Origin of the sequence: Diaminobutyricibacter sp. McL0608 (assembly GCF_039613825.1) — a bacterium.
In the GTDB taxonomy this organism is placed as follows: domain Bacteria; phylum Actinomycetota; class Actinomycetes; order Actinomycetales; family Microbacteriaceae; genus Diaminobutyricibacter.
This window is the reverse complement of record NZ_CP154826.1, coordinates 3,124,512-3,145,028: the sequence shown is the minus strand read 5'-3', so window position 1 is coordinate 3,145,028 and position 20,517 is coordinate 3,124,512. Positions and strand designations below refer to the sequence as shown.

The window sequence follows — 20,517 nt, the reverse complement described above, 5'->3', positions numbered from 1 at the left end:
GAGCTCCCCTCGAACGCTCCGCGATGGAGCACGATCGCAGCATCCTACGCCGCGCGGCTCACGGTTCAGCCACGGCTGGAGGACGTAGACTATCGGCCCGTATCGATAGGGGTGTGCGTGCAGGAATCGGAACTCGAACGTGAGCGTGCAGTCGTGACGGCGCTCTACGAACGACTCGACGCGCTCCGTGCGGAAACGGGGCAGAGGCTTGCGGATGTCCGCCGCGAGAGCGTCGGTGGCAACCACCAGGCGCGCAGTGAGCGGGATGCCTTCGCTGCGCTCTACGAAGACCAGCTCGCCCAGCTGCGCGAAGTGGATGCGCGACTCGTCTTCGGCAGGCTGCTCCTGCACGGCTCGGACTCGGTGGATGATCCCACGCACCGGTACATCGGCAGGATCGGGCTGCGCGACGACGACCAGCGTTCCCTCCTGGTCGACTGGCGGGCCCCGCAGGCGAGTGCCTTCTACCAGGCGACGGCCGCGGAGCCGCTCGGGGTGCGCGCACGCAGGCACCTGACCATGAAGCAGCGCGAGGTGCTGCGCATCGACGACGAGGTGTTCGACGAGACCCTCCTGGAGGCGAGCCCGTCCGCCGGGGGCGCCGCGGTGGCCGACGGCGAGGTCGTCCAGGGCGAGGGAGCGCTTCTCGCCGCCCTGACGGCCCAGCGCACCGGACGGATGCACGACATCGTCGCGACCATCCAGGCGGAACAGGACCGCATCATCCGCTCGGATCTCCGCGGGGCCCTCGTCGTGCAGGGCGGCCCGGGTACGGGCAAGACGGCGGTCGCGCTGCACCGTGCCGCCTATCTGCTGTACACGAACCGGCAGCGCCTCAGTTCTGCGGGTGTCCTCGTGGTTGGACCGTCGACGGCGTTCCTGCGCTACATCGAGGCGGTGCTCCCGTCGCTCGGCGAGACCGGCGTCGTGATGCAGAGTCTCGGCGAGCTCTATCCGGGCGTGGAGGCGACAGACGACGATGTCCCGGACGTCGCCCGGCTGAAGGGCTCGGCGCAGATGGCCCGGCTGCTGTCGCGGGCGGTGCGTTCCCGCCAGCGCGTTCCCGAGTCGGCGCAGACCGTCGACGTCGACGGGGTGAAGCTCGAGGTGCAGCCCGAACTGATCGCCCGCGCCATCGGTCGCGCCCAGCGGGGCGGCAAACCCCACAACGTCGCGCGCGTGACGTTCGTCAAGCACGCGCTCGCCGAACTCACCGAGAGTCTGGTCGCCCAGCTCCGGGCGGGCGGCGCGACGATCGACGACGACGACGTGAAGTCCCTCCGGGAGGACCTCCGCACGTCCTACGACGTGCGCGTACTGCTCAACACAGCCTGGCTTCCGCTCACCCCGGAAAAGCTCCTGCAGGATCTGTTCGCGCGCCCCGCGTGGCTCGCCGAACTGACGATGCGCTGGACGGCGACGCAGCGTGCACTGCTGCAGCGGGAACGCACGGCGCCGTTCACCGTCAGCGACGTCCCCCTGCTCGACGAGGCCGCCGAGCTGCTCGGAGCCTTCCCGGGGAAGCCGGACGCGGGCGCCCGCGAACGGGACCGCCAGCGCAAGCGCGACCTCGAGAACGCGCGCGCCGCGATCCGGAACATGGGCGTGGAGGGTCTCGTCACTGCAGAGCAGCTCGCCGACGGGTTCGCCGAACAGGAGGACCGCGGATCCACCGCTGAGCGAGCCGCCTCCGACCGCACCTGGGTCTACGGCCATGTCGTCGTCGACGAGGCGCAGGAACTGTCGCCGATGCAATGGCGCCTGCTGGTGCGGCGCTGCCCGATGCGCTCGTTCACGATCGTGGGCGACATCGCCCAGGTCGGCTCTGCGGCGGGCGCGACCAGCTGGGAGTCGGCACTCACCCCGTACTTCCGCGAGAACTGGCGGCTGGAGGAGCTCACCGTCAATTACCGAACGCCCGCCCAGATCGCCCGCGAGGCGGAACGCTTCGCCGTCGCCCACGGCCTCCCGATCACGCCGGCCCGTGCCGTGCGCGAAGGCGACTGGCCGATCCTCACCCTCGAGGCTGCGGGCGGACCCTCGGATGCGGTGCGCGCGCTGGCACAGGCGGTCGCGGATGCGGTCGCCCGGGATCGGGAAGTCCTCGCGTCCGGAACGCTGGCGGTCATCGCCCCGACCGCGATCGTCGAGGAGGTCTCCGCGGAACTGACGAGCCGTTTCGACGGGTTCGCCGGGCGCGGAGCCGCCGGGCTGCTCAAGCCGATCACCGTCCTCACCGCGTTCGAGGCGAAAGGCCTGGAGTTCGATGCGGTCGTGCTCGCCGATCCGGACGGGCTGGTCGCCGAGTCACCGCGCGGCGCGGCAGCGCTGTACGTCGCGATGACGCGTCCGACGCAGCGGCTGACGATGGTGCGACCCGCGCCGGTCCCCGGCTAGCGCTCGCGACGCGCCGCCTACGAGTACCGTTCGCCGACCGGGACCTCGGCCGCCAGAGTGTTGCCGGCCTGTGCGAGCGGGCATGCCCACGCGGGGTCGTACGCGCAGCTCGGGTTGTAGGCGAAATTGAAGTCGAGCACCAGGCTGGCGTCGCCATCCGACGCGTCCGAACCCAGGTCCGCGCCCTTGATCGTGTCGATCAGGTAGCGACCGCCGCCGTAGGTGCCCCCCTGGCGCCCGGCGAGCGCATCCTTCACCGGGACGAACAGCCCGCCGCCGTACGACGCGAGACGCCACACATCGAGTGAGCCCGCGAACGGCACGCGAACAGTGCCGAGCAGCTCGAACGGGACGATCCCGTCGGTGCCGGTCTCCACATCCATCCGCCGTGCCTCGGGCGCAGGATGGATCTCCAGCTCGAAACGCCACTCCGGGTCGTAACCCGTGATCGGCAGTCCAGTGAAGTCGGCTCGGTCCTCCGGCAGCAGCGGTGTGGCCGGATGCGAGCCGAACAGGTCGTCGCGGGTCGACCGCCAGTAGGCGTGCGCGGCGGCCGGGTCGGTGGCCGCGATGCGCCTCACCGAGGCGTACATCGCGAACACGCGGCTGCGCCAGTCCGCGATCTGAACGGCCGAGACGGCCCGGCTGGACGGATGCGGGTCCGGCTCGCCTATTCCGCTGGGTGCGATCGCTGATTCGCTCATGATGCTTCCGGATCGTACGCCCACGTCGGAGCAAGTTGGCGCAGGCGCAGCCCACGCCACTGCCAGAACGCCCACAGCGAGTACCACGCGGCCGGTGTGAGGAGCCCGGCCCTGACGATCAGCTGGTCACGGTAGAGCGTGCGGATGCGTCCCTCGGCATCGGGGCCGGCGGGGTCGGCAGAGATGGCCATCCGATGGTCGAGCTTCGGCACGAGCCCGAGGATCCCGCTGCGTCCTCCTCCCGAATCGCGGAGGATGCGCACGCCGGCGACGGGAGCCCCGGGGAAGCTGATGTCGATCTCCTGCTCGCCGACGCTGACCGCGCGCAGCGCCCGGACCTGCACCGGATGCGCACCTGCGCTCCACACTGTCGGGAAACCGCCCGGCTCGAGCGACGAGAAGTCCGCCCACGGGAACGAGACCTCACGGAACGACGTCGGACTCTGCAGGGCGCGCCACGCAGCGTCGGGGTCGCAGTCGAGGAGGAACTTCAACAGCACGCGCATCCATCCAGTGTCGCCCGACATTCGAGCGTTGTGCACGATTCGCAGCGCACCGGCAGGTGGCGCCCGAGCGTCGCCGTGTGGCGAGTGCCGCGAGCCCGCTACGGCTGCGAAGCCCGCTCCAGCAGCAGCGCTCGTTCGCGCTCGTTGCCGGTCAGTGCGGCGGCGCGCTCGAACTCGTGCCGGGCCTCACTCGTGCGCCCGAGCCGCGCCAGCAGGTCCGCGCGCACACTGGGCAGCAGGTGATACGACGACAGTGAGCCTTCGAGGGCGAGGCGGTCGACGACCTCCAGTGCGGCCTCGGGGCCATAGGCCATCGAGACCGCGACGGCCCGGTTGAGCTCGATTACCGCGGACGGGGTGAGCTCCGCCAACGCGTCGTAGAGGGCGACGATCTCCTCCCAGTCCGTGTCGGCGGCAGAGGGAGCGGTCGCATGGCAGGCGGCGATCGCGGCCTGCAGGGCATACGGTCCCCGACCGCGCGCGAGCTTCTCGGCGCGGTCAAGCGCGTCCACTCCGCGGCTGATCAGGATGCGGTCCCAGCGCGCGCGGTCCTGGTCCTGCAGCAGGACAGGGTCGCCCGCGGCGGTGGTGCGGGCGCCGAGCCGCGACGCCTGGAACTCCATCAGCGCGACGAGCCCGTGGACCTCGGGCTCGCGCGACGTGAGCTCGGCGAGCACCCGGCCGAGTCGCAATGCCTCGTAGCAGAGGGCCGGACGCATCCAGTCGTCGCCGACCGTCGCCGAATAGCCCTCGTTGAAGATCAGGTAGATGACCTCGAGCACGGATCCGAGCCGCTGCGGGAACTCGCTCAGGTCGGGCACCTCGAACGGCACCCGCGCTGCGGTCAGGGTGCGTTTCGCCCGCACGATCCGCTGGGCGATCGTCGAACCCGGCGCCAGGAACGCGCGCGCGATCTCATCCGTCGAGAGGCCCCCGAGCAGTTTGAGGGTCAGTGCGACCCGGGATGGCTTGGTCAGCACCGGGTGACAGGTGATGAAGACGAGCCGGAGCAGGTCGTCCTCGATGACCTCCTCCGCGAGCTGCGCAGGGTCGTCGGCGCCGCCCTCGGTTTCGAGGTCGCGGGCGAGCTGCGCGTACTTGTCGCCGAGCCGCTCCTGCCGACGCCAGCCGTCGATCGCACGACGTTTCGCCACCGAGGTGAGCCAGGCGGCCGGATTGCGCGGGATGCCGCTCGACGGCCACTGCTCGAGCGCCGCGACCAGAGCATCCTGAGCGAGCTCCTCGGCCACGCCGACGTCGCCCACCATCCGGGCGAGCACAGCGATGAGTTTCGCCGACTCGATGCGCCAGACCGCCTCGACGGCGCGCCGGGCGTCGTCGACTCGGCGGACATCGGCGTCGGTCATCGCGCTCGCCTCAGGCCGTGCGGGACTGGCCGGTCTCTTCGCGCCACTGCACTTCCTTCTTCACGTACTCGTTGTCCTGGGGGAACTCCGACACGTCGAACACCTGCCGCACCTCGACGCGGCCCTTCTTCAGCGGAATGCGGCGAGCCCATTCGAGCGCCTCCGCCTTGTTCGCGGCCTGGATGATCCAGAAACCCGCGATGAGTTCCTTCGTCTCGGTGAACGGCCCGTCGGTGACCATGCGCTCGTCTCCGTCGTATTCGACGCGTGCGCCGTCGGAGCTCGGGTGCAGCCCCTCGCCTGCGAGCATGACGCCGGCCTTGATCAGTTCCTCGTTGTACCGACCCATGCTGTTCAGGTCTTCTTCGTTGGCGACCGAGGACGATTCCGTCTCCGGGTCCGAGTTCAGGATCATCATGTACTTCATGGTCGTTCGTCTCCTTGTCGTGGCTGGGGCCGGAATGCCCTTCACCAACACGTCGAACGGCGAGGCCCCGAATCGACATGGACGCGAAATCCCGTCGTCTCCAGTCTGCCGCTCCTGTCGCACGGATGCGCTACAACTGGAGCATGGCGATCCGCTTCTGGCTTGGTGTCGTGCAGCGCGACCACGTGCTGCAGGGCGTGGCCCAGGGCATCGCACAGGTCAATCACGGTGTGAAGGCACCCTTGTTGCGGATGAACGAGGCCGACGGGTTCGTCTACTACTCGCCGAAGGCGTCGTACCCCGACGGCGAGCCGCTCAAGGAGTTCACTGCGATCGGGCGCATCGCCGACGGTGACGTCTACCAAGCGGCGGACGGCCCGATGATGACCGGCCAGAACGGCGACTTCCGGCCCTGGCGACGGCGTGTCGACTTCGACCATGCGGCCGTGGCGGCGCCCATCCGACCGCTCCTGCCGGTGCTCGAGTTCACCCGGCAGGACCCGAACTGGGGTTACCAGCTGCGACGCGGACTGATCGAGCTGTCGCGGCACGACTTCGAGGTGATCCGTGCCCAGATGCGCCGGCCGTCGCCGGACGAGCCGCACCGGGCGCGGGCTACGATATCCCGGTGACCGAGCCGACCGCATCCGAGCCGACCGCATCCGAGCCGACCGCCGATCCGTTCGGCCAGGCCAAGTACCAGCTCCGCTTCGAGTGGGGTTTCGCGGGCGCTCGTGCGGTCGCCTCCGACGCCGACATCGTGGTCTGGGTGGACGCCGTGGGGCCGCTCTCGGCTCCCGCCGAGGACCAGCCGTCCGTCGCCACCGCGCTCGCCGCATCCGTCGCCGTGGGCGCCGCCATCATCGAGGGCGGCCTGACGAACGCGACCGCGACCGCCCGCTGGATCCTCGACGAGCAGGTCCGTCTCGGCCGCCGGGCGATGGTGTCGATCATCGCCGCGGGTGAGCCGCGGTCTGGCGGCGGGACCCGTTTCGCGGTCGAAGACCTGCTCGCCGCCGGTGCCGTCATCGACGCGCTGGGAGTCCTGGGCATCGACTACACGTCGCCCGAAGCCGCGGCGGCCTGCGCGTCGTTCACCGGACTGCGCGGAGCGGTCGCTCACCTTCTCACCGCATCCGCATCCGGACAGGCCGTGCTGGCAGCGGGCTCCGATCGTGCCACGATCGCCGCGGCCGGCCGGCTCGACACCGTCGAAACCGTGACTGTTCTCAGGGTGGCCGCCGCCCAGGAATGATCTGCACTGCTGCAACGTTGCCCCCGTGCAGGAGGATTTATCGTGAAAGCAGTTCTGAACGGCACCGTCATCGCCCAGGCCAACGAGGCCGACCTCATCCGCATCGAAGGCAACTGGTATTTTCCGCCGGCGAGCGTGAACAGTGAGCACCTGGTGGCGAGCGACACCCCGTACACGTGTCCCTGGAAGGGCGACTGCCAGTACTTCAGCGTCAAGAACGGCGACGGCGTGCTGCAGGATCGCGCGTGGAGCTATCCCACTCCGTACCCGAGCTCGTTCGACCGGGTCGGCAAGGACTACAGCAACTACGTCGCGTTCTGGAAGGACGTCCAGGTCGTCGACGACTGACCTGTTGACGCACCGTCTCGATCCTGCCGGGGCCCGCGCGGTTCCCGGCAGGATGGAGGCATGAAGCGTCTCAACATCTCCGCGGTGATCACCGGCGAAGCCGTCTACGGCACGGTGCTCGTCGCGGGCCTGATCTACGCCTTCTCGAACTACAAGTCCGACGCGTGGCCGATCTTCTACACGACGCTCGGAACCGTCGTCGTGTTCTGGATCGCCCACGTCTACGCGGAGATCGTCGCCAACAACATCTCGGGTGCCGGCCACGCCGTCGGCGAGGCGCTGCACCGCTCTGTCGGCCTGCTCTGGGCGATGATCCTGCCGCTGGCGCTCCTGCTGCTCGGGGTATTCGGTCTCATTCCGGACGACCTCGCGGTGAACCTGGCCCTCTGGGCCGCAGTCCTCACCCTGGCGGTGCTCGGCTACCTCGCCGTCGGCGAGCGGAGCACCCGCTTCTGGGCCCGGATGCTCGGAGCCGTCGCGACCGGCGCGCTCGGCGGGGCGCTCATCCTGCTCAAGGCCTTCGTGCACTGAGCCGCGGATGCGCGCAGCCGTACGGCTACAGCTGCGGGATGCGCGGGGCCGAGGGGCTACAGCTGCAGGGACGCCCGCGCACGATGCGCGCGCACCTTCGCCCGGTTCCCGCAGCGCTGCATCGAACACCACCGGCGGTTGCCGCTGCGGGAGGTGTCGAGGTAGACGTAGGAGCAGTCGTCGGCGAAGCATTCTCGGATGCGGCCTCCCGCTTCGGGCCCGAACAGCCGCACGGCGTCGCGCGCGATCGTCGAGAGCGCCTGAGTCGGGCGTGCGTTGCTGCGCCCGGCCTGCCGCGCCCCGCCGTCGAGCGCCGGCGGGATGTCGGGCGTCGCCGCGAACAGGTTCACCGTGTCGATGTCGTCCGCGGGAAGGCTTGCTTCGTCGCTGGCCGCCCGAGCGAGCCGGCTGATCGCGCCGCGCAGGGCACGCGCATCCTCCAGCTCGCGGGACCCTGCGCTCGGCGCGACCTCCGGGAACCGGCCGACGAGCCACGCCGAGAGGTCGCCCGCGGTGGCCAGTCCCTCGCGGGCCGGCGCGGCGCTCACGTCAGCGCCAAGCTCAGCGGTCCCGAGCTCGCCCGTGTAGGCGAAGTCGAGCGCCAGGGATCCCGAGTCGAACCACCAGCGCGGCCCGTCCGCGGAGTCCATCCATTGCCCGGTCGACTGGGGGAGTATCGCCTGCGTTGCCACGTAACCAAAGTATCCGGTTACGCCACCGCGCGCCGACACGTCTCGCGCCGAGCCCTCCCCAGCCCGTGCCTTCTGAGCTGCTGCACACGTTAGAACCTATGCAGCAGTTCAGAACGTGTGCACACGCACCCGAGCGCCACGCGCCCCGCTCAGTCCGCGATCTCGCTCGCGGCCGACGCGGCCATGCGCCGCTGCGCCGTCGTCACCTCGCGGTGCTGCCAACTGATCAGGTTGGCCGCATCGAACCGTCGCGAGCAGGCGCCGCACGCCAGAGCGCGGGACGGCTTGCGGTACCGGTAATGCGTGTGCCCCTTGGGGCACGTGCCCACCCAGGGTGCGAGGTCGTCGGCGATGGCGCCGCCGTGCAGCCGCTTGCCTTCGTAGCCGAGTCCGACGGCGATGCCCCGCCAGCGGGGACCGTGCCCTGCCCGCGACCCGGCGATCGCGTGCGCGACTTCGTGCAGCAGGATCTGGTGGATCTCATCGTCGTCGTACCGTGAGGCGAGGTAGCGAGACACGGTGATCCGTTTGGCCGTGTAGTTGCACAGCCCGGCCCTGGTCTTCGCATTGTCGAAGTCGAACGACCACACCGCAGGGTCGAGGTGGAGCACGATGAGGGCGTTGGCCCAGCGGCGCACACGGTCGAGATCGGCCATCAGCGGCGCCCGGGCGGCTGGTGGTGCGCGTGTGCGCGCCGGCGATCAGCGGTCGGCCCCGAAACCGTGCGGCACCGCGGTGTATGGCCAGCCCGCACTTTCATGACCCGAATCCTACGCGGTGCCGCTGACGCGCATCCAGATCAATCCACAGGATTTCCGGGCCCACCGCGCTGCTCGTCGAGGAACGATTCGGCTACAGCGACCGCGATCAGCGAGCTTTCGAGGTCGGCTTTGGACGCACCGAGCTTCTCGCGCAGGAACACCGCCGCCGTGAAATCGGCGAGCGCGGCGGTGTAGTCCTTCTGGTCGAAGTGGGTCTTGCCGCGGTTCTGCACGGCGAACGCTTCGAGGGCGGTCCAGTCGTGGGTCCTCGCCTCGTCGACGCAGCCGGACAGTTCGGTCACGGCCTCGTCGAGCTTGCCCTGGTACTGCAGCACCTGCGCCCGCCGGATGCGCGCCCCGAGCACCTGCTCCCGGTCACCGGTGAAGCGCGCCTGTCGCAGCGCCTCGTTGGCGACCTGCCAGGCCTCGTCGAGCCGGCCGACGAGTCGCAGCAGCACCGCCTTCTCGTTGAGCGCGCTGAGACTGCGCAGTTCGCCGAGTTCGTCGAGACGCGTTCCCGCCGCGAGCAGGTCGACGCGCTCGCGAAGGGTGGAAGGGTCGTAACCGAGGATGATGCTCAGGATGCTGCTCCAGACCGTGTGTCGATTCCAGACTAGCCGGGTCGCTTGTTTCCGACGGCAGGCACGAGGGTGACCGCGATGAGCTTGTCGTCGCCTGCCTGAGGGCTGCCGCGTCCGTCGGTGTTGTTGGTGAGCATCCACAGTCCGTCGGCCACGGCGACGACCGCGCGCAGCCTGCCGAACATCCCGGCGAAGTAGGGCGCGACAGAGACGGGCGCGTGCCCGTCGGTCGACCAGATGGTCCACAACCGCTCACCGCGCAGGCTCGCCATGAAGATGGTGTCGCCGACGATGGCGATACCGCTGGGGCTCGCCTGGTCGGTGTGCCACTGGTAGACGGGGTCGGTGAATCGCGAGTCGTGCGCGATCCCTTCGACGACCGGCCAGCCGTAGTTCGCGCCGGGCTTGATGATGTTGAGTTCGTCCCAGGTGTTCTCGCCGAACTCGCTCGCCCACATCGTGCCGTGCGAGTCCCAGGCGAGGCCTTGCACGTTGCGATGCCCGTACGACCAGACGGGGGAGCCCGCGAACGGGTTGTCGGCGGGGATGTCGCCGTCGGCCGTCACCCGCAGGATCTTGCCGCCGAGCGACGTGAGGCTCTGTGCGTTGGCGCCGTCCCTGGCGTCGCCAGTGGTGATGTACAGCATCCCGTCGGGTCCGAACGCGATACGACCCCCATCGTGGTTCGAGGCTTTGGGGATGCCGACGATCACGTTCTGCGGTTCGCCGAGACTGTAGCGCCCGCTGACCCCGTTGAGCGGCATCCGGATGACCCGGTTGTCTGTGCTGGTGGTCAGGTAGACGTACAGCCAGCTGAAGGCGGTCGCCGCGTGCTCCGGCACAGCGAGCCCGAGGAGCCCGCCTTCTCCGGTGGGCGCGACCCCCGGCACCGTGCCGACCGTGCGGAGGCCGCCCTGCGGCAGCCGTTCGAGGACTTTCGCGCTATCGCGTTCGCTGATGAGGGCGGACCCGCCGGGGAGCGGAACGACCGACCACGGCACGCTGAGCCCGGTCTCGAGCACGGATGTTGTGTTCGGCTGCCAAGGGATGGTGACGGCGGGCGCCGGCGCGCCGGTTGGTGTGCCCGAGGGTCCTGGCGTCCGCGATCCGCTGCCCGGTGGACTGCTGCTCGGTCGCTGTGGTGCGATGAGCGTGCATCCGGCCAGGAGCACCGCGACCGAGACGGCTGCGGCGACCACGACGAATCGGGCGCGCCGCCGTCTCGCCATCGTCGGCGACCGGTCGCGCCCTGCCGGCGTCACCGCTCCAACCCCCATATCCCTTTCAGTGTGCAGCTTCCCCGGCCGCGGCGCTATGCCCGGCGACTATTCGACCGGGACAATAGGGAACGTGAATCGCGCGATCGACCTCAACAGCGACCTCGGGGAGTCCTTCGGGGCATGGCGTCTGGGGGACGACGACGCGATGCTCGGCGTCGTGTCGAGCGCCAACATCGCCTGCGGCTTCCACGCGGGGGACGCATCGGTCATGCTCGCGGCCTGTGCGACCGCCGCCGGCAACGGCGTCTCGGTCGGGGCGCACGTCTCCTATCGCGACCTCGCGGGCTTCGGGCGACGGGCCATGGATGTTCCAGCGAACGAGCTGTACGCCGACGTCCTGTACCAGCTGGCGGCGCTCGACGGCATCGCCCGGGTCGCAGGAACCCGCGTCGCCTACGTCAAGCCGCACGGCGCGCTCTACAACAGGATCGTCTCCGACGACACCCAGGCGGATGCTGTGGCCGGCGCCGTCGCCGACTTCGACGCCCGACTTCCGCTTCTCGGTCTCGCGGGTTCGTCGATCTCCCGCCGGGCACGCGAACGCGGCCTCGCCTTCGTGAACGAGGCTTTCGTCGACCGGGGCTATCTCCCCGACGGCTCGCTCGTCCCGCGTGGACAGCCCGGGGATCTGCTTTCCGGCGACGAGGCCATCGCCGCCCGTGCCGTGGAGCTTGTCGTGGACGGCCGGGTCGCTGCGGCGGACGGCACCGTGATCGACGTGCCGGTCGACTCCCTGTGCGTGCACGGGGACACGCCAGGGGCGGTCGGCATGGCGCGGGCCGTACGGTCGGCGCTGACGGCGGCGGGCATCCGGATCGAGGCGTTCGCCCGATGAGGCACGTGCTGCCTCTCGGCGACCGCGGCATCCTCGTCGAACTGGACTCGCTCGACGAGGTGCTCGGCCTGTTCGCAGCACTCGATCGCACCCGTCCGGAGGGCGTGATCGAGCTCGTCCCGGCGGCGCGCACGATCGGCGTGATCGTCGATCCCCTGCGCCTTCCTCTCAGCGTCGCCTCGGCGTGGGCGCTCGGGGCCGAACCGCTCGGCCTCGCCGACGTGGCCTCGCGCACCGTCGACATCCCCGTCCGCTACGACGGCGACGACCTGGCTGAGGTCGCGAGTCTGCTCGGGTGCACCCGGGCCGACGTCGTCGAGCGGCACACAGCATCCGAGTGGCGGGTCGCCTTCGGCGGGTTCGCGCCCGGATTCGCCTACCTGGTCACCGACACCGATCTGCTCCACGTCCCGAGGCGGGCGGTGGCCCGGCCAGCGGTTCCCGCTGGCGCGGTCGGACTCGCCGGTGAGTTCAGCGGCATCTACCCGCGCTCCAGCCCGGGCGGCTGGCAGCTGATCGGGTCGACGGATGCGGTCCTCTGGGATCCTGCCGCCGACGCTCCGGCGCTGCTCACCCCCGGCACCCGCGTGCGGTTCGTGGAGGAATCGTGACCGGCGCCCTCCACGTCGCGGCTCCTGGACCGCTCACGCTGCTGGAGGATCTCGGCCGTCCGGGCCATGCCGCCATCGGCGTCACGGGTTCGGGGGCGCTCGATCGCGGGGCGCTGCGCCTGGTGAACCGCCTGGTCGGCAACGAGGAGGGCGCGGCGGGGCTGGAGATCCTGTTCGGCGGGTTCGTCGCCCGTTTCAGCGGACCGTGCTGGTTCGCGGTCGGCGGGGCGTGGGGAACGGTCACCCTCGACGGTGTGGGCGTGGATGCGAATGTCGCGACGTTCGCGCCTGACGGGAGTGAACTGCACATCGGGTCCGCCGAGCACGGCATCCGGTTCGTCCTCGCAGTGCGCGGAGGGTTCGACGCGCCCGCGGTTCTCGGGTCGCGGTCGCGGGACATCCTCGCCGGGCTCGGGCCCGATCAGGTCACGCAGGGGAGCGTGCTGCCGATCGGCGCAGAACCCCACACCGCCGTTCCATTGCTCGATTTCGTGCCCGTGCCGGCGCCCGACGACGAGGTCGTGACCGTGCGCGCCGGCCGCGGACCGCGTGCCGACTGGTTCACCCCCGCCGCCGTCGACGTCTTCTTCGAGCGTCCGTGGTCGGTGTCCGTGGCGTCGAACCGGGTCGGAACGCGGCTCGAGACGGTTCGCGGTCCAGCGCACGTCGCCGGCCGCGCACCCGAGCCGGAGATCGTGCTCGAGCGGGCCGTGACGCGGGAACTGCCCAGCGAACCGATGGTGGCGGGCGCCGTGCAGGTGTCTCCGGACGGCACGCCGACGGTGCTGCTGGCGGACCATCCGGTCACCGGCGGCTACCCGGTGATCGCCGTGGTCGCCGATGCCTCCCTCGACGCGTTCGCCCAGTTCCGCCCCGGCCAGCACGTACTGTTCCGCCACGCCTGACCCGCGCGATCGCCCCGCGACCTCACGACTTCCGTCGGCCCGGTCGGCGCGATGCTACGCACGTTGCCCGATCGCGAACGATCCTCAGTCGCGGCGCGTGCCCGTCTGGAAGATGCTGCGCGCCGGCGGCGGGGACGGCACGCTCGTCGCGTCGGTGACCACGGACGCACCCGCGGCGAACGCCGCCAGCTCGGCACCGGCCACCGCTTTCGCAGGATGCGGACCGCCCGCGAGCAGGCGCGGCAGCCAGTCCATCGGCAGCGGCGCGTTCGAGCCCACGAGCACGACGTTGCCGAACCGGCGGCTCTTGAGCACCTGGGTCTCCGCCAGCGCGGCGACATTCGCGATCGCGGCTCCCAGGGTCGCGACCTGGCTGCGGGCGAAAGCGAGCGGTGGCCCGTCGGCGACGTTCACGAGCACGATGCCGTCGGGTGCGAGGAGTTCGACCGCCGACGTGTAGAACTCGAGGCTCGTGACATGGGCGGGAGTGCGTGCGCCGCTGAAGATGTCGATCACGAGAAGGTCGACGGAACCGCGAAGTCCTGCGGGCAGTTTCGCCACGACCTCCCGGGCGTCGCCGTGGCGCACCCGGATCTGGGCGTAGCGGGGAAGGGGAAGGTGCTCGCGCACGAGGTCGACCAGGTTGCTCTCGAGTTCGACGACCTGCTGGCGGGAACCCGGACGCGTGTAGGCGATGTACCGGGGGAGGGTCAGCGCGCCGGCACCGAGGTGCACAGCGGTGATGGGCTGGCCCGGTTCGCCGATCAGGTCGATGACGTTGCCCATCCGCTGGATGTATTCGAAGAACAGCTGGCTGGGGTCGTCGAGGTTCACGTGCGACTGGGGCGTGCCGTCGACGACGAGCTGGTAGGAGCCGGGCACGAACCGGTCGGCTTCGATGACCGCCCGGTAGCCGCTCTCCTTCAGGGTCACGGACGGGTTCTCGGGCACGAGTCCACCTTACGTCGGGCGGCTTTCTCCACCCGAACCTCAACCCTGGGGTGGTGTTCCGTTTCGATGCCCGAAGCGAGTCTGGATCCATGACACTCCAGACCATCGGAAACGCACTGCTCATCGTCGTCATCATCGGCTGGATCGGTTTCCGCCAGCTGACCTGGCGTCCCGTTTCGATCTCCAGCATGTGGCGGCTTCCCGCGATCATGGCGGTCGTCGGCGTGGTCCTGCTGGTGCAGACGACGGACGCAACACACCTGACCGCCCTGGACATCGCCGTTCTCCTCGTCGAGATCGCCATCTCTCTCGGCATCGGCGCGTGGATGGGATCGATAGCGGTGTTCCGCCCGCTTGCGAGCCCGATCACCGACCCGCAACGTCCGGCCAGCGTGGAGAGTCGCACCGGCTGGTGGGGTCTCGCCCTCTGGGTGCTGGTCATCGTCATCCGCGTCGGCATCGACGTGCTGGCCGCCCAGGCGGGTTCCCACCTGGCCGCCTCGACCGGCATCCTCGTCCTGCTCGTGGCCGCGAACCGCGCCGCGCGAACCGCCGTGTTCGCCTACCGTCTCGATCGGATGCCCGCTGTCGCAGCATGATGGTCTCGTGACGGATACGTTGAGGCAGCCGAGCTGGCTGAGCTTCGGGCTCAACCTGTTCGGCATCCTCGTGGTCACCTATTCGATTCTGACCACGCACACCGCGAGCAGGCCGGTGTGGGTCCTCGTCCTCGGCATGGCTGCCCTGGCCGCCTGGCTGCTGCGGCTCATCCTCGCGTTCCGCGGCGTTCCGTCCGCTGTCGGTCTCGTCCTCGCGATGGTCATGGCTTTCGCGGGATCCATAGTGGCCGCCTCCACGAACGGCATCGGCATCGTGCCGGTCGTCGTCGGAGTGCTGATGGTGGTCGCAGACCCGGCGCGGCCCGTCCTGGTCGGTCTGGGCGTCGCGTTCATCAGCGTTGTGCTCGTCGCTGTCGGCGCAGTCCCGTTCGGAACGCCACTCCTCACCGTGCTCGCCCTGATCGGCGGCATCGCGGTCGCCGTGCTGGTCGGCATCAGCCGCCGCCAGTTCCGCGAAGCGGAGGCGCAGGCCGAGCTGCTGCGGGAGCGGGAGCTGACCGTGCGTGAGGAGAAGGCGCAGATCGAGCTGCTCGGCCAGCGTCAGAGTGCCGCCCGCGACATCCACGACGTTCTCGCCCACAGCCTGGGCGGCCTCGTGATCCAGCTCGATGCCGTCGAGGCGCTGCTGGAGTCGGGAGAGGTCGATGCCGCTCGGTCGCGCGTCGCCGACGCCCGGGCGCTCGCGGCCTCCGGTCTGGGCGAGGCACGCCGTGCCGTCGATGCGCTGCGGGATCCGGATGCGCGCCGCGCCGACCCTGGTCCGTCCGACCAGGCGGGCTCCTTCGACACCGCGATCGCCGGCCTGCTGGCCGCGCACCGCTCGCTCGGAGGTGCGGTGGAGTTGACCACGACAGGTTCGCCCCGAGAACTGGATACGGACCAGGCGATCGCCCTCGAGCGCGCCCTCCAGGAGTCACTGAGCAACGCCCGCAAGCACGCGCCGGGGGAGCCGGTCCAGGCGCTGCTCGCATGGTCGGCGGACGGGGTGCGGCTCACGGTCTCGAACCCGCTGGTCGACGATCCGGACACCGCCGGCGGCCGGGGCGCCGGCGCGCGCGTGCTCGCCCGGTCGGGCGGAAGCCACGGACTCGAAGGGATGCGCGAGAGGTTCGCCGCGCTTCCCGCCGGTGGTCGGGCGTCCGCCGGGGTCGACTCCGGGCGATTCGTCGTCACGGCGGAAGCGAGCCTCTCGTGACCGACGCGTCAGTGTCCGCACCGGACAGCATCCGCGTGCTCGTCGCCGACGACCAGGCGATCATCCGCGACGGACTGGTGACCGTGCTGTCGCTCCTGCCCGACGTCGAGGTCGTCGGAGAGGCGGCCGACGGGGAGGAGGCTGTCCGGCTCGCTGTCGAGGCACGCCCGGACGTCGTGCTCATGGATCTCCGGATGCCCGTGCTCGACGGCGTCGGCGCGACCGAGCGGATCGTGCGGGAGGCGCCAGGGTCGGCGATCCTCGTGCTGACGACGTTCGCCGACGACGACTCGATCCTCGCTGCCCTGCGCGCGGGAGCGAAGGGCTACCTGACCAAGGACGCCGGCCGCGCGGAGGTCGCGGCGGCCATCCGTGCCGTGGCACGCGGCCAGTCCACGTTCGCGCCCGAAGTGGGCGCTCTGCTGGTCAGCACACTGACCGGCGCGGCGACGCCCCCGTCCGCGCAGGTGAGCGGCGGTCCGGTGTCGGCGGATGCTCTGCTCGGCCGGTTCCCGACCCTCACGAGACGTGAGGCGGAGGTCCTCGCGCTGATCGCCGACGGACTCAGCAACGGCGAGATCGCAGCCCGCCTGTTCGTCAGCGTCGCGACCGTGAAGACGCACATCAACGCGATTTTCGCCAAAGTCGCGGTGCGTGACCGCTCCCAGGCGATCGCGCTCGTGCGCTCCTGAAACCCGGCAGATCCGCGGGAATACAGGGATGCGCGGGGCGTTACACCTAGTACGCGCCTGGGGTTATACCGGAGAATCGACACCCGGTCAAGAATTTAAGTGGACACGGCGCGTCAAATTGACATATAGTTGTTCTTTGCGCTCCCAGACAGAAATCTGCCTTCATATTGCGGTCGGCTCTGCATTTTCTGAGTGTGCCCGGGCCTGTGACCACAGGTCAGATATCGGCACCAGCATACAGACGTCCTGGGAGTTCTCGTCCACAACACCACACACCTGACCGACAGTAACTGAGGCCCGACGGGGCCCACGGAGGTTATTTCCTTGGCTGCTGCGCGCAACGCAACCACCACGAATTCATCACCCAAGAACGGACGAAACGCATCTCGTCTCTCGTTCGCAAAGATCACAGACACCCTGACGGTCCCGGACCTGCTGGCACTGCAGACCGAGAGCTTCGACTGGCTCGTCGGAAACGACGCGTGGAAGGCGCGCGTCGCAGAAGCTGAGGCGCAGGGTCGACAGGATCTGCCCAGCCACACCGGTCTCGAGGAGATCTTCGAAGAGATCTCCCCGATCGAAGACCTCGGCGAGACCATGCAGCTCTCGTTCACGAACCCCTTCCTCGAAGAGAAGAAGTACTCGATCGACGAGTGCAAGGAGAAGGGCAAGACCTACTCCGCTCCTCTCTACGTCGAGGCTGAGTTCATGAACCACCTTACCGGTGAGATCAAGACGCAGACCGTCTTCATGGGCGACTTCCCCCTCATGACCGAGAAGGGCACCTTCGTCATCAACGGCACCGAGCGTGTCGTCGTGTCGCAGCTCGTGCGCTCTCCCGGCGTGTACTTCGAGCGTGCCCAGGAGAAGACGTCCGACAAGGACATCTACTCCGCACGCATCATCCCGAGCCGTGGTGCATGGCTCGAGTTCGAGATCGACAAGCGCGACCAGGTCGGTGTCCGCATCGACCGTAAGCGCAAGCAGTCGGTCACGGTCTTCCTCAAGGCCCTCGGCCTCAGCAGCGAAGAGATCCTCTCGGAGTTCAAGGGGTACCAGTCCATCGAGCTGACCCTCGAGAAGGACGCCATCCTCACCAAGGAGGAGGCCCTCAAGGACATCTACCGCAAGCTCCGTCCGGGCGAGCAGGTCGCCGCCGAGGCAGCGCGTGCGCTCCTCGACAACTTCTACTTCAACCCGAAGCGCTATGACCTGGCGAAGGTCGGTCGTTACAAGATCAACCGCAAGCTCGGTATCGACGCTCCGCTGTCCGACTCGGTGCTCACCGTCCAGGACATCATCGCCACGATCAAGTACCTGGTCGCCCTCCACGACAACCAGACCACGTTCAACGGTGTGCGCGACGGCAAGGCCGTCGAGATCCGTCTCGACGTCGACGACATCGACCACTTCGGCAACCGTCGTATCCGCGCTGTCGGTGAGCTCATCCAGAACCAGGTCCGCACCGGTCTGTCCCGCATGGAGCGCGTCGTCCGCGAGCGCATGACCACGCAGGACATCGAGGCGATCACGCCGCAGACCCTGATCAACGTGCGCCCCGTCGTCGCCGCGATCAAGGAGTTCTTCGGAACGAGCCAGCTGTCGCAGTTCATGGACCAGAACAACCCGCTCGCGGGCCTGACCCACAAGCGCCGCCTGTCCGCCCTCGGCCCCGGTGGTCTGTCGCGTGAGCGCGCAGGCGTCGAGGTCCGTGACGTCCACCCGTCGCACTACGGCCGCATGTGCCCGATCGAGACCCCGGAAGGCCCGAACATCGGCCTGATCGGTTCGCTCGCATCGTTCGCGCGGATCAACTCGTTCGGTTTCATCGAGACCCCGTACCGTCGCGTCGTCAACGGCAAGGTCACGGCGACGATCGACTACCTCACCGCGAGCGAAGAGGACGACTTCATCGTCGCCCAGGCGAACGCTCCGCTGACCGCCGACTCCCACTTCGCAGAAGACCGTGTCCTCGCGCGTAAGAAGGGTGGCGAGGTCGACCTGATCCCCGCCGAAGAGATCGGCTACATGGATGTCTCCCCGCGCCAGATGGTGTCGGTTGCGACGTCGCTCATCCCGTTCCTCGAGCACGACGACGCGAACCGCGCGCTCATGGGGGCGAACATGCAGCGCCAGGCGGTGCCGCTCGTCCGCAGCGAGAGCCCGCTCGTCGGAACCGGTATGGAGGGCTACGCAGCCATCGACGCCGGCGACGTGCTCATCAACGACGCGGCCGGTGTGGTCTCCGAGGTCTCGGCTGACGCCGTGACCATCCAGCTCGACGAGGGCGGAACGAAGACCTACTACCTGCGCAAGTTCGACCGCTCCAACCAGGGCACGTCGTACAACCACCGCGTCATCGTCAACGAGGGCGAGCGGATCGAAGCCGGCGAGGTCATCGCCGACGGCCCCGCCACCGAGAACGGCGAGCTCGCGCTCGGTAAGAACCTGCTCGTCGCGTTCATGCCGTGGGAGGGCCACAACTTCGAAGACGCGATCATCCTGAGCCAGAACCTGGTGAAGGACGACGTGCTCTCCTCGATCCACATCGAGGAGTACGAGGTCGACGCCCGCGACACCAAGCTCGGTAAAGAGGAGATCACCCGCGATCTGCCGAACGTCAGCCCGGACCTCCTGGCCGACCTCGACGAGCGCGGCATCATCCGCATCGGCGCCGAGGTGCGCCCCGGCGACATCCTCGTCGGAAAGGTCACGCCGAAGGGCGAGACCGAGCTCTCGGCCGAGGAGCGCCTGCTCCGCGCGATCTTCAACGAGAAGAGCCGCGAGGTGCGCGACACCAGCCTCAAGGTTCCTCACGGTGAAGAGGGCACCATCATCGGTGTCAAGGTCTTCGACTCGCAGGACGGCGACGACGAGCTCGGCTCGGGCGTCAACCAGCGTGTCGTGGTCTTCATCGCCCAGCGCCGTAAGATCACCGAAGGTGACAAGCTCGCCGGCCGTCACGGCAACAAGGGCGTCATCTCGAAGATCCTGCCGGTCGAGGACATGCCGTTCCTCGCCGACGGAACTCCTGTCGACATCATCCTGAACCCGCTCGGCATCCCCGGTCGAATGAACTTCGGCCAGGTCCTGGAGACCCACCTCGGGTGGATCGCCAAGCAGGGCTGGGAGGTCAAGGGCAAGCCGAAGTGGGCCGCACGCCTTCCCGAGGCAGCGCACAGCGCCGCCCCGAACACCAAGGTCGCGACCCCGGTGTTCGACGGTGCCGCGGAGGAGGAGATCGCGGGTCTGCTCGACTCGACGACTCCGACGCGCGACGGCGACCGACTGATCGGTTCGTCGGGCAAGACGCAGCTCTTCGACGGCCGCTCCGGCGAGCCGTACCCGGAGCCCGTGTCGGTCGGTTACATGTACATCCTGAAGCTCCACCACCTGGTCGACGACAAGATCCACGCCCGTTCGACCGGTCCGTACTCGATGATCACCCAGCAGCCGCTTGGTGGTAAGGCGCAGTTCGGTGGACAGCGTTTCGGTGAGATGGAGGTGTGGGCGCTCGAGGCATACGGTGCTGCGTACGCCCTGCAGGAGCTCCTGACCATCAAGTCGGATGACATCCTCGGCCGTGTCAAGGTCTACGAGGCCATCGTCAAGGGTGAGAACATCCAGGAGCCGGGAATCCCGGAGTCCTTCAAGGTCCTCATCAAGGAAATGCAGTCGCTCTGCCTGAACGTCGAGGTGCTCTCGGCAGACGGCACGGCGGTCAGCCTGCGCGACACGGACGACGAAGCGTTCCGTGCCGCCGAAGAGCTCGGCATCAACATTTCCTCCCGCTTCGAATCTTCGTCGATCGACGAGATCTAGAAGCCGGCCAAGACCCAACTGACGAAACACTTTTTCC

At 69.0% G+C, this 20,517-nt stretch carries 21 protein-coding genes; 12 read left to right on the top strand and 9 right to left on the bottom strand.

Annotation, left to right across the window (positions count from 1 at the left end):
* Window positions 1-117: 117 nt before the first annotated feature.
* Window positions 118-2,397 carry a HelD family protein gene (locus AAYO93_RS15055; protein WP_434056645.1) on the top strand — a complete coding sequence of 760 codons (2,280 nt, stop codon included), beginning with the start codon at window positions 118-120 and terminating at the stop codon, window positions 2,395-2,397.
* A 17-nt stretch (window positions 2,398-2,414) separates the two neighbouring features.
* Here the strand turns inward: AAYO93_RS15055 and AAYO93_RS15050 are convergent, their stop codons facing one another.
* The 4 genes from AAYO93_RS15050 to AAYO93_RS15035 all read right to left on the bottom strand — a co-directional run bounded on the left by AAYO93_RS15050 (window position 2,415) and on the right by AAYO93_RS15035 (window position 5,401).
* Complete coding sequence (locus tag AAYO93_RS15050) at window positions 2,415-3,101, bottom strand: DUF1684 domain-containing protein (RefSeq protein ID WP_345761971.1); 687 nt, start codon at window positions 3,099-3,101, stop codon at window positions 2,415-2,417.
* Window positions 3,098-3,607, bottom strand: a complete 510-nt coding sequence (locus AAYO93_RS15045) for a hypothetical protein (protein WP_345761970.1) — start codon at window positions 3,605-3,607, stop codon at window positions 3,098-3,100. The genes AAYO93_RS15050 and AAYO93_RS15045 overlap by 4 nt, the downstream gene beginning before the upstream one ends.
* A gap of 98 nt (window positions 3,608-3,705) precedes the next feature.
* Window positions 3,706-4,974: an RNA polymerase sigma factor gene (locus AAYO93_RS15040; RefSeq protein WP_345761969.1), complete on the bottom strand. Its 1,269-nt coding sequence runs from the start codon at window positions 4,972-4,974 to the stop codon at window positions 3,706-3,708.
* Between the two features lie 10 nt (window positions 4,975-4,984).
* A complete protein-coding gene (locus tag AAYO93_RS15035; protein ID WP_345761968.1) occupies window positions 4,985-5,401 on the bottom strand; it encodes a YciI family protein in 417 nt (138 codons plus the stop codon).
* A gap of 77 nt (window positions 5,402-5,478) precedes the next feature.
* Between AAYO93_RS15035 and AAYO93_RS15030 the strand changes: the two genes are divergently transcribed.
* Genes AAYO93_RS15030 through AAYO93_RS15015 form a run of 4 tightly spaced genes read left to right on the top strand, consistent with a single transcriptional unit; the run spans window position 5,479 to window position 7,535 of the window.
* Entirely contained in the window at window positions 5,479-6,033 is a 555-nt protein-coding gene (locus AAYO93_RS15030; protein ID WP_345761967.1) for an EVE domain-containing protein, read from the top strand.
* Window positions 6,030-6,656: a 2-phosphosulfolactate phosphatase gene (locus tag AAYO93_RS15025; RefSeq protein ID WP_345761966.1), complete on the top strand. Its 627-nt coding sequence runs from the start codon at window positions 6,030-6,032 to the stop codon at window positions 6,654-6,656. Before AAYO93_RS15030 ends, AAYO93_RS15025 begins: the two co-directional genes overlap by 4 nt.
* A gap of 42 nt (window positions 6,657-6,698) precedes the next feature.
* Window positions 6,699-7,004, top strand: coding sequence for a DUF427 domain-containing protein (locus AAYO93_RS15020; RefSeq protein ID WP_345761965.1), 306 nt, complete (start codon window positions 6,699-6,701; stop codon window positions 7,002-7,004).
* Window positions 7,005-7,064: 60 nt separating this feature from the next.
* Entirely contained in the window at window positions 7,065-7,535 is a 471-nt protein-coding gene (locus tag AAYO93_RS15015; RefSeq protein ID WP_345761964.1) for a hypothetical protein, read from the top strand.
* Between the two features lie 56 nt (window positions 7,536-7,591).
* Here AAYO93_RS15015 and AAYO93_RS15010 read toward each other — a convergent pair whose 3' ends face one another.
* The 4 genes from AAYO93_RS15010 to AAYO93_RS14995 all read right to left on the bottom strand — a co-directional run bounded on the left by AAYO93_RS15010 (window position 7,592) and on the right by AAYO93_RS14995 (window position 10,591).
* Window positions 7,592-8,227, bottom strand: a complete 636-nt coding sequence (locus tag AAYO93_RS15010) for a CGNR zinc finger domain-containing protein (protein WP_345761963.1) — start codon at window positions 8,225-8,227, stop codon at window positions 7,592-7,594.
* 149 nt (window positions 8,228-8,376) lie between these two features.
* A complete protein-coding gene (locus AAYO93_RS15005) occupies window positions 8,377-8,883 on the bottom strand; it encodes a SprT-like domain-containing protein (RefSeq protein WP_345761962.1) in 507 nt (168 codons plus the stop codon).
* Between the two features lie 143 nt (window positions 8,884-9,026).
* Window positions 9,027-9,446 (bottom strand): hypothetical protein, encoded by a 420-nt coding sequence (locus AAYO93_RS15000; protein ID WP_345761961.1) that lies wholly within the window; start codon window positions 9,444-9,446, stop codon window positions 9,027-9,029.
* Between the two features lie 155 nt (window positions 9,447-9,601).
* The gene (locus AAYO93_RS14995; protein WP_345761960.1) at window positions 9,602-10,591 is read right to left on the bottom strand and encodes a PQQ-dependent sugar dehydrogenase; all 990 of its coding nucleotides are present in this window, start codon (window positions 10,589-10,591) and stop codon (window positions 9,602-9,604) included.
* A gap of 292 nt (window positions 10,592-10,883) precedes the next feature.
* Between AAYO93_RS14995 and AAYO93_RS14990 the strand changes: the two genes are divergently transcribed.
* Genes AAYO93_RS14990 through AAYO93_RS14980 form a run of 3 tightly spaced genes read left to right on the top strand, consistent with a single transcriptional unit; the run spans window position 10,884 to window position 13,200 of the window.
* Window positions 10,884-11,684 carry a LamB/YcsF family protein gene (locus AAYO93_RS14990; protein WP_345764901.1) on the top strand — a complete coding sequence of 267 codons (801 nt, stop codon included), beginning with the start codon at window positions 10,884-10,886 and terminating at the stop codon, window positions 11,682-11,684.
* Window positions 11,681-12,295, top strand: a complete 615-nt coding sequence (pxpB, locus tag AAYO93_RS14985; protein ID WP_345761959.1) for a 5-oxoprolinase subunit PxpB — start codon at window positions 11,681-11,683, stop codon at window positions 12,293-12,295. The genes AAYO93_RS14990 and pxpB overlap by 4 nt, the downstream gene beginning before the upstream one ends.
* Window positions 12,292-13,200 (top strand): biotin-dependent carboxyltransferase family protein, encoded by a 909-nt coding sequence (locus tag AAYO93_RS14980; protein WP_345761958.1) that lies wholly within the window; start codon window positions 12,292-12,294, stop codon window positions 13,198-13,200. The genes pxpB and AAYO93_RS14980 overlap by 4 nt, the downstream gene beginning before the upstream one ends.
* 84 nt (window positions 13,201-13,284) lie before the next feature.
* Here the strand turns inward: AAYO93_RS14980 and AAYO93_RS14975 are convergent, their stop codons facing one another.
* Window positions 13,285-14,151 carry a spermidine synthase gene (locus tag AAYO93_RS14975; RefSeq protein ID WP_345761957.1) on the bottom strand — a complete coding sequence of 289 codons (867 nt, stop codon included), beginning with the start codon at window positions 14,149-14,151 and terminating at the stop codon, window positions 13,285-13,287.
* Window positions 14,152-14,240: 89 nt separating this feature from the next.
* On the opposite strand from AAYO93_RS14975, the gene AAYO93_RS14970 reads away from it, so the two are divergent.
* The 4 genes from AAYO93_RS14970 to rpoB all read left to right on the top strand — a co-directional run bounded on the left by AAYO93_RS14970 (window position 14,241) and on the right by rpoB (window position 20,480).
* Window positions 14,241-14,750 carry a hypothetical protein gene (locus AAYO93_RS14970; protein WP_345761956.1) on the top strand — a complete coding sequence of 170 codons (510 nt, stop codon included), beginning with the start codon at window positions 14,241-14,243 and terminating at the stop codon, window positions 14,748-14,750.
* Window positions 14,751-14,757: 7 nt separating this feature from the next.
* Complete coding sequence (locus AAYO93_RS14965) at window positions 14,758-15,966, top strand: sensor histidine kinase (RefSeq protein WP_345761955.1); 1,209 nt, start codon at window positions 14,758-14,760, stop codon at window positions 15,964-15,966.
* Window positions 15,963-16,658, top strand: coding sequence for a response regulator transcription factor (locus AAYO93_RS14960; RefSeq protein WP_345761954.1), 696 nt, complete (start codon window positions 15,963-15,965; stop codon window positions 16,656-16,658). The genes AAYO93_RS14965 and AAYO93_RS14960 overlap by 4 nt, the downstream gene beginning before the upstream one ends.
* Window positions 16,659-16,982: 324 nt before the next feature.
* A complete protein-coding gene (gene rpoB, locus AAYO93_RS14955; RefSeq protein WP_345761953.1) occupies window positions 16,983-20,480 on the top strand; it encodes a DNA-directed RNA polymerase subunit beta in 3,498 nt (1,165 codons plus the stop codon).
* Window positions 20,481-20,517: the final 37 nt, after the last annotated feature.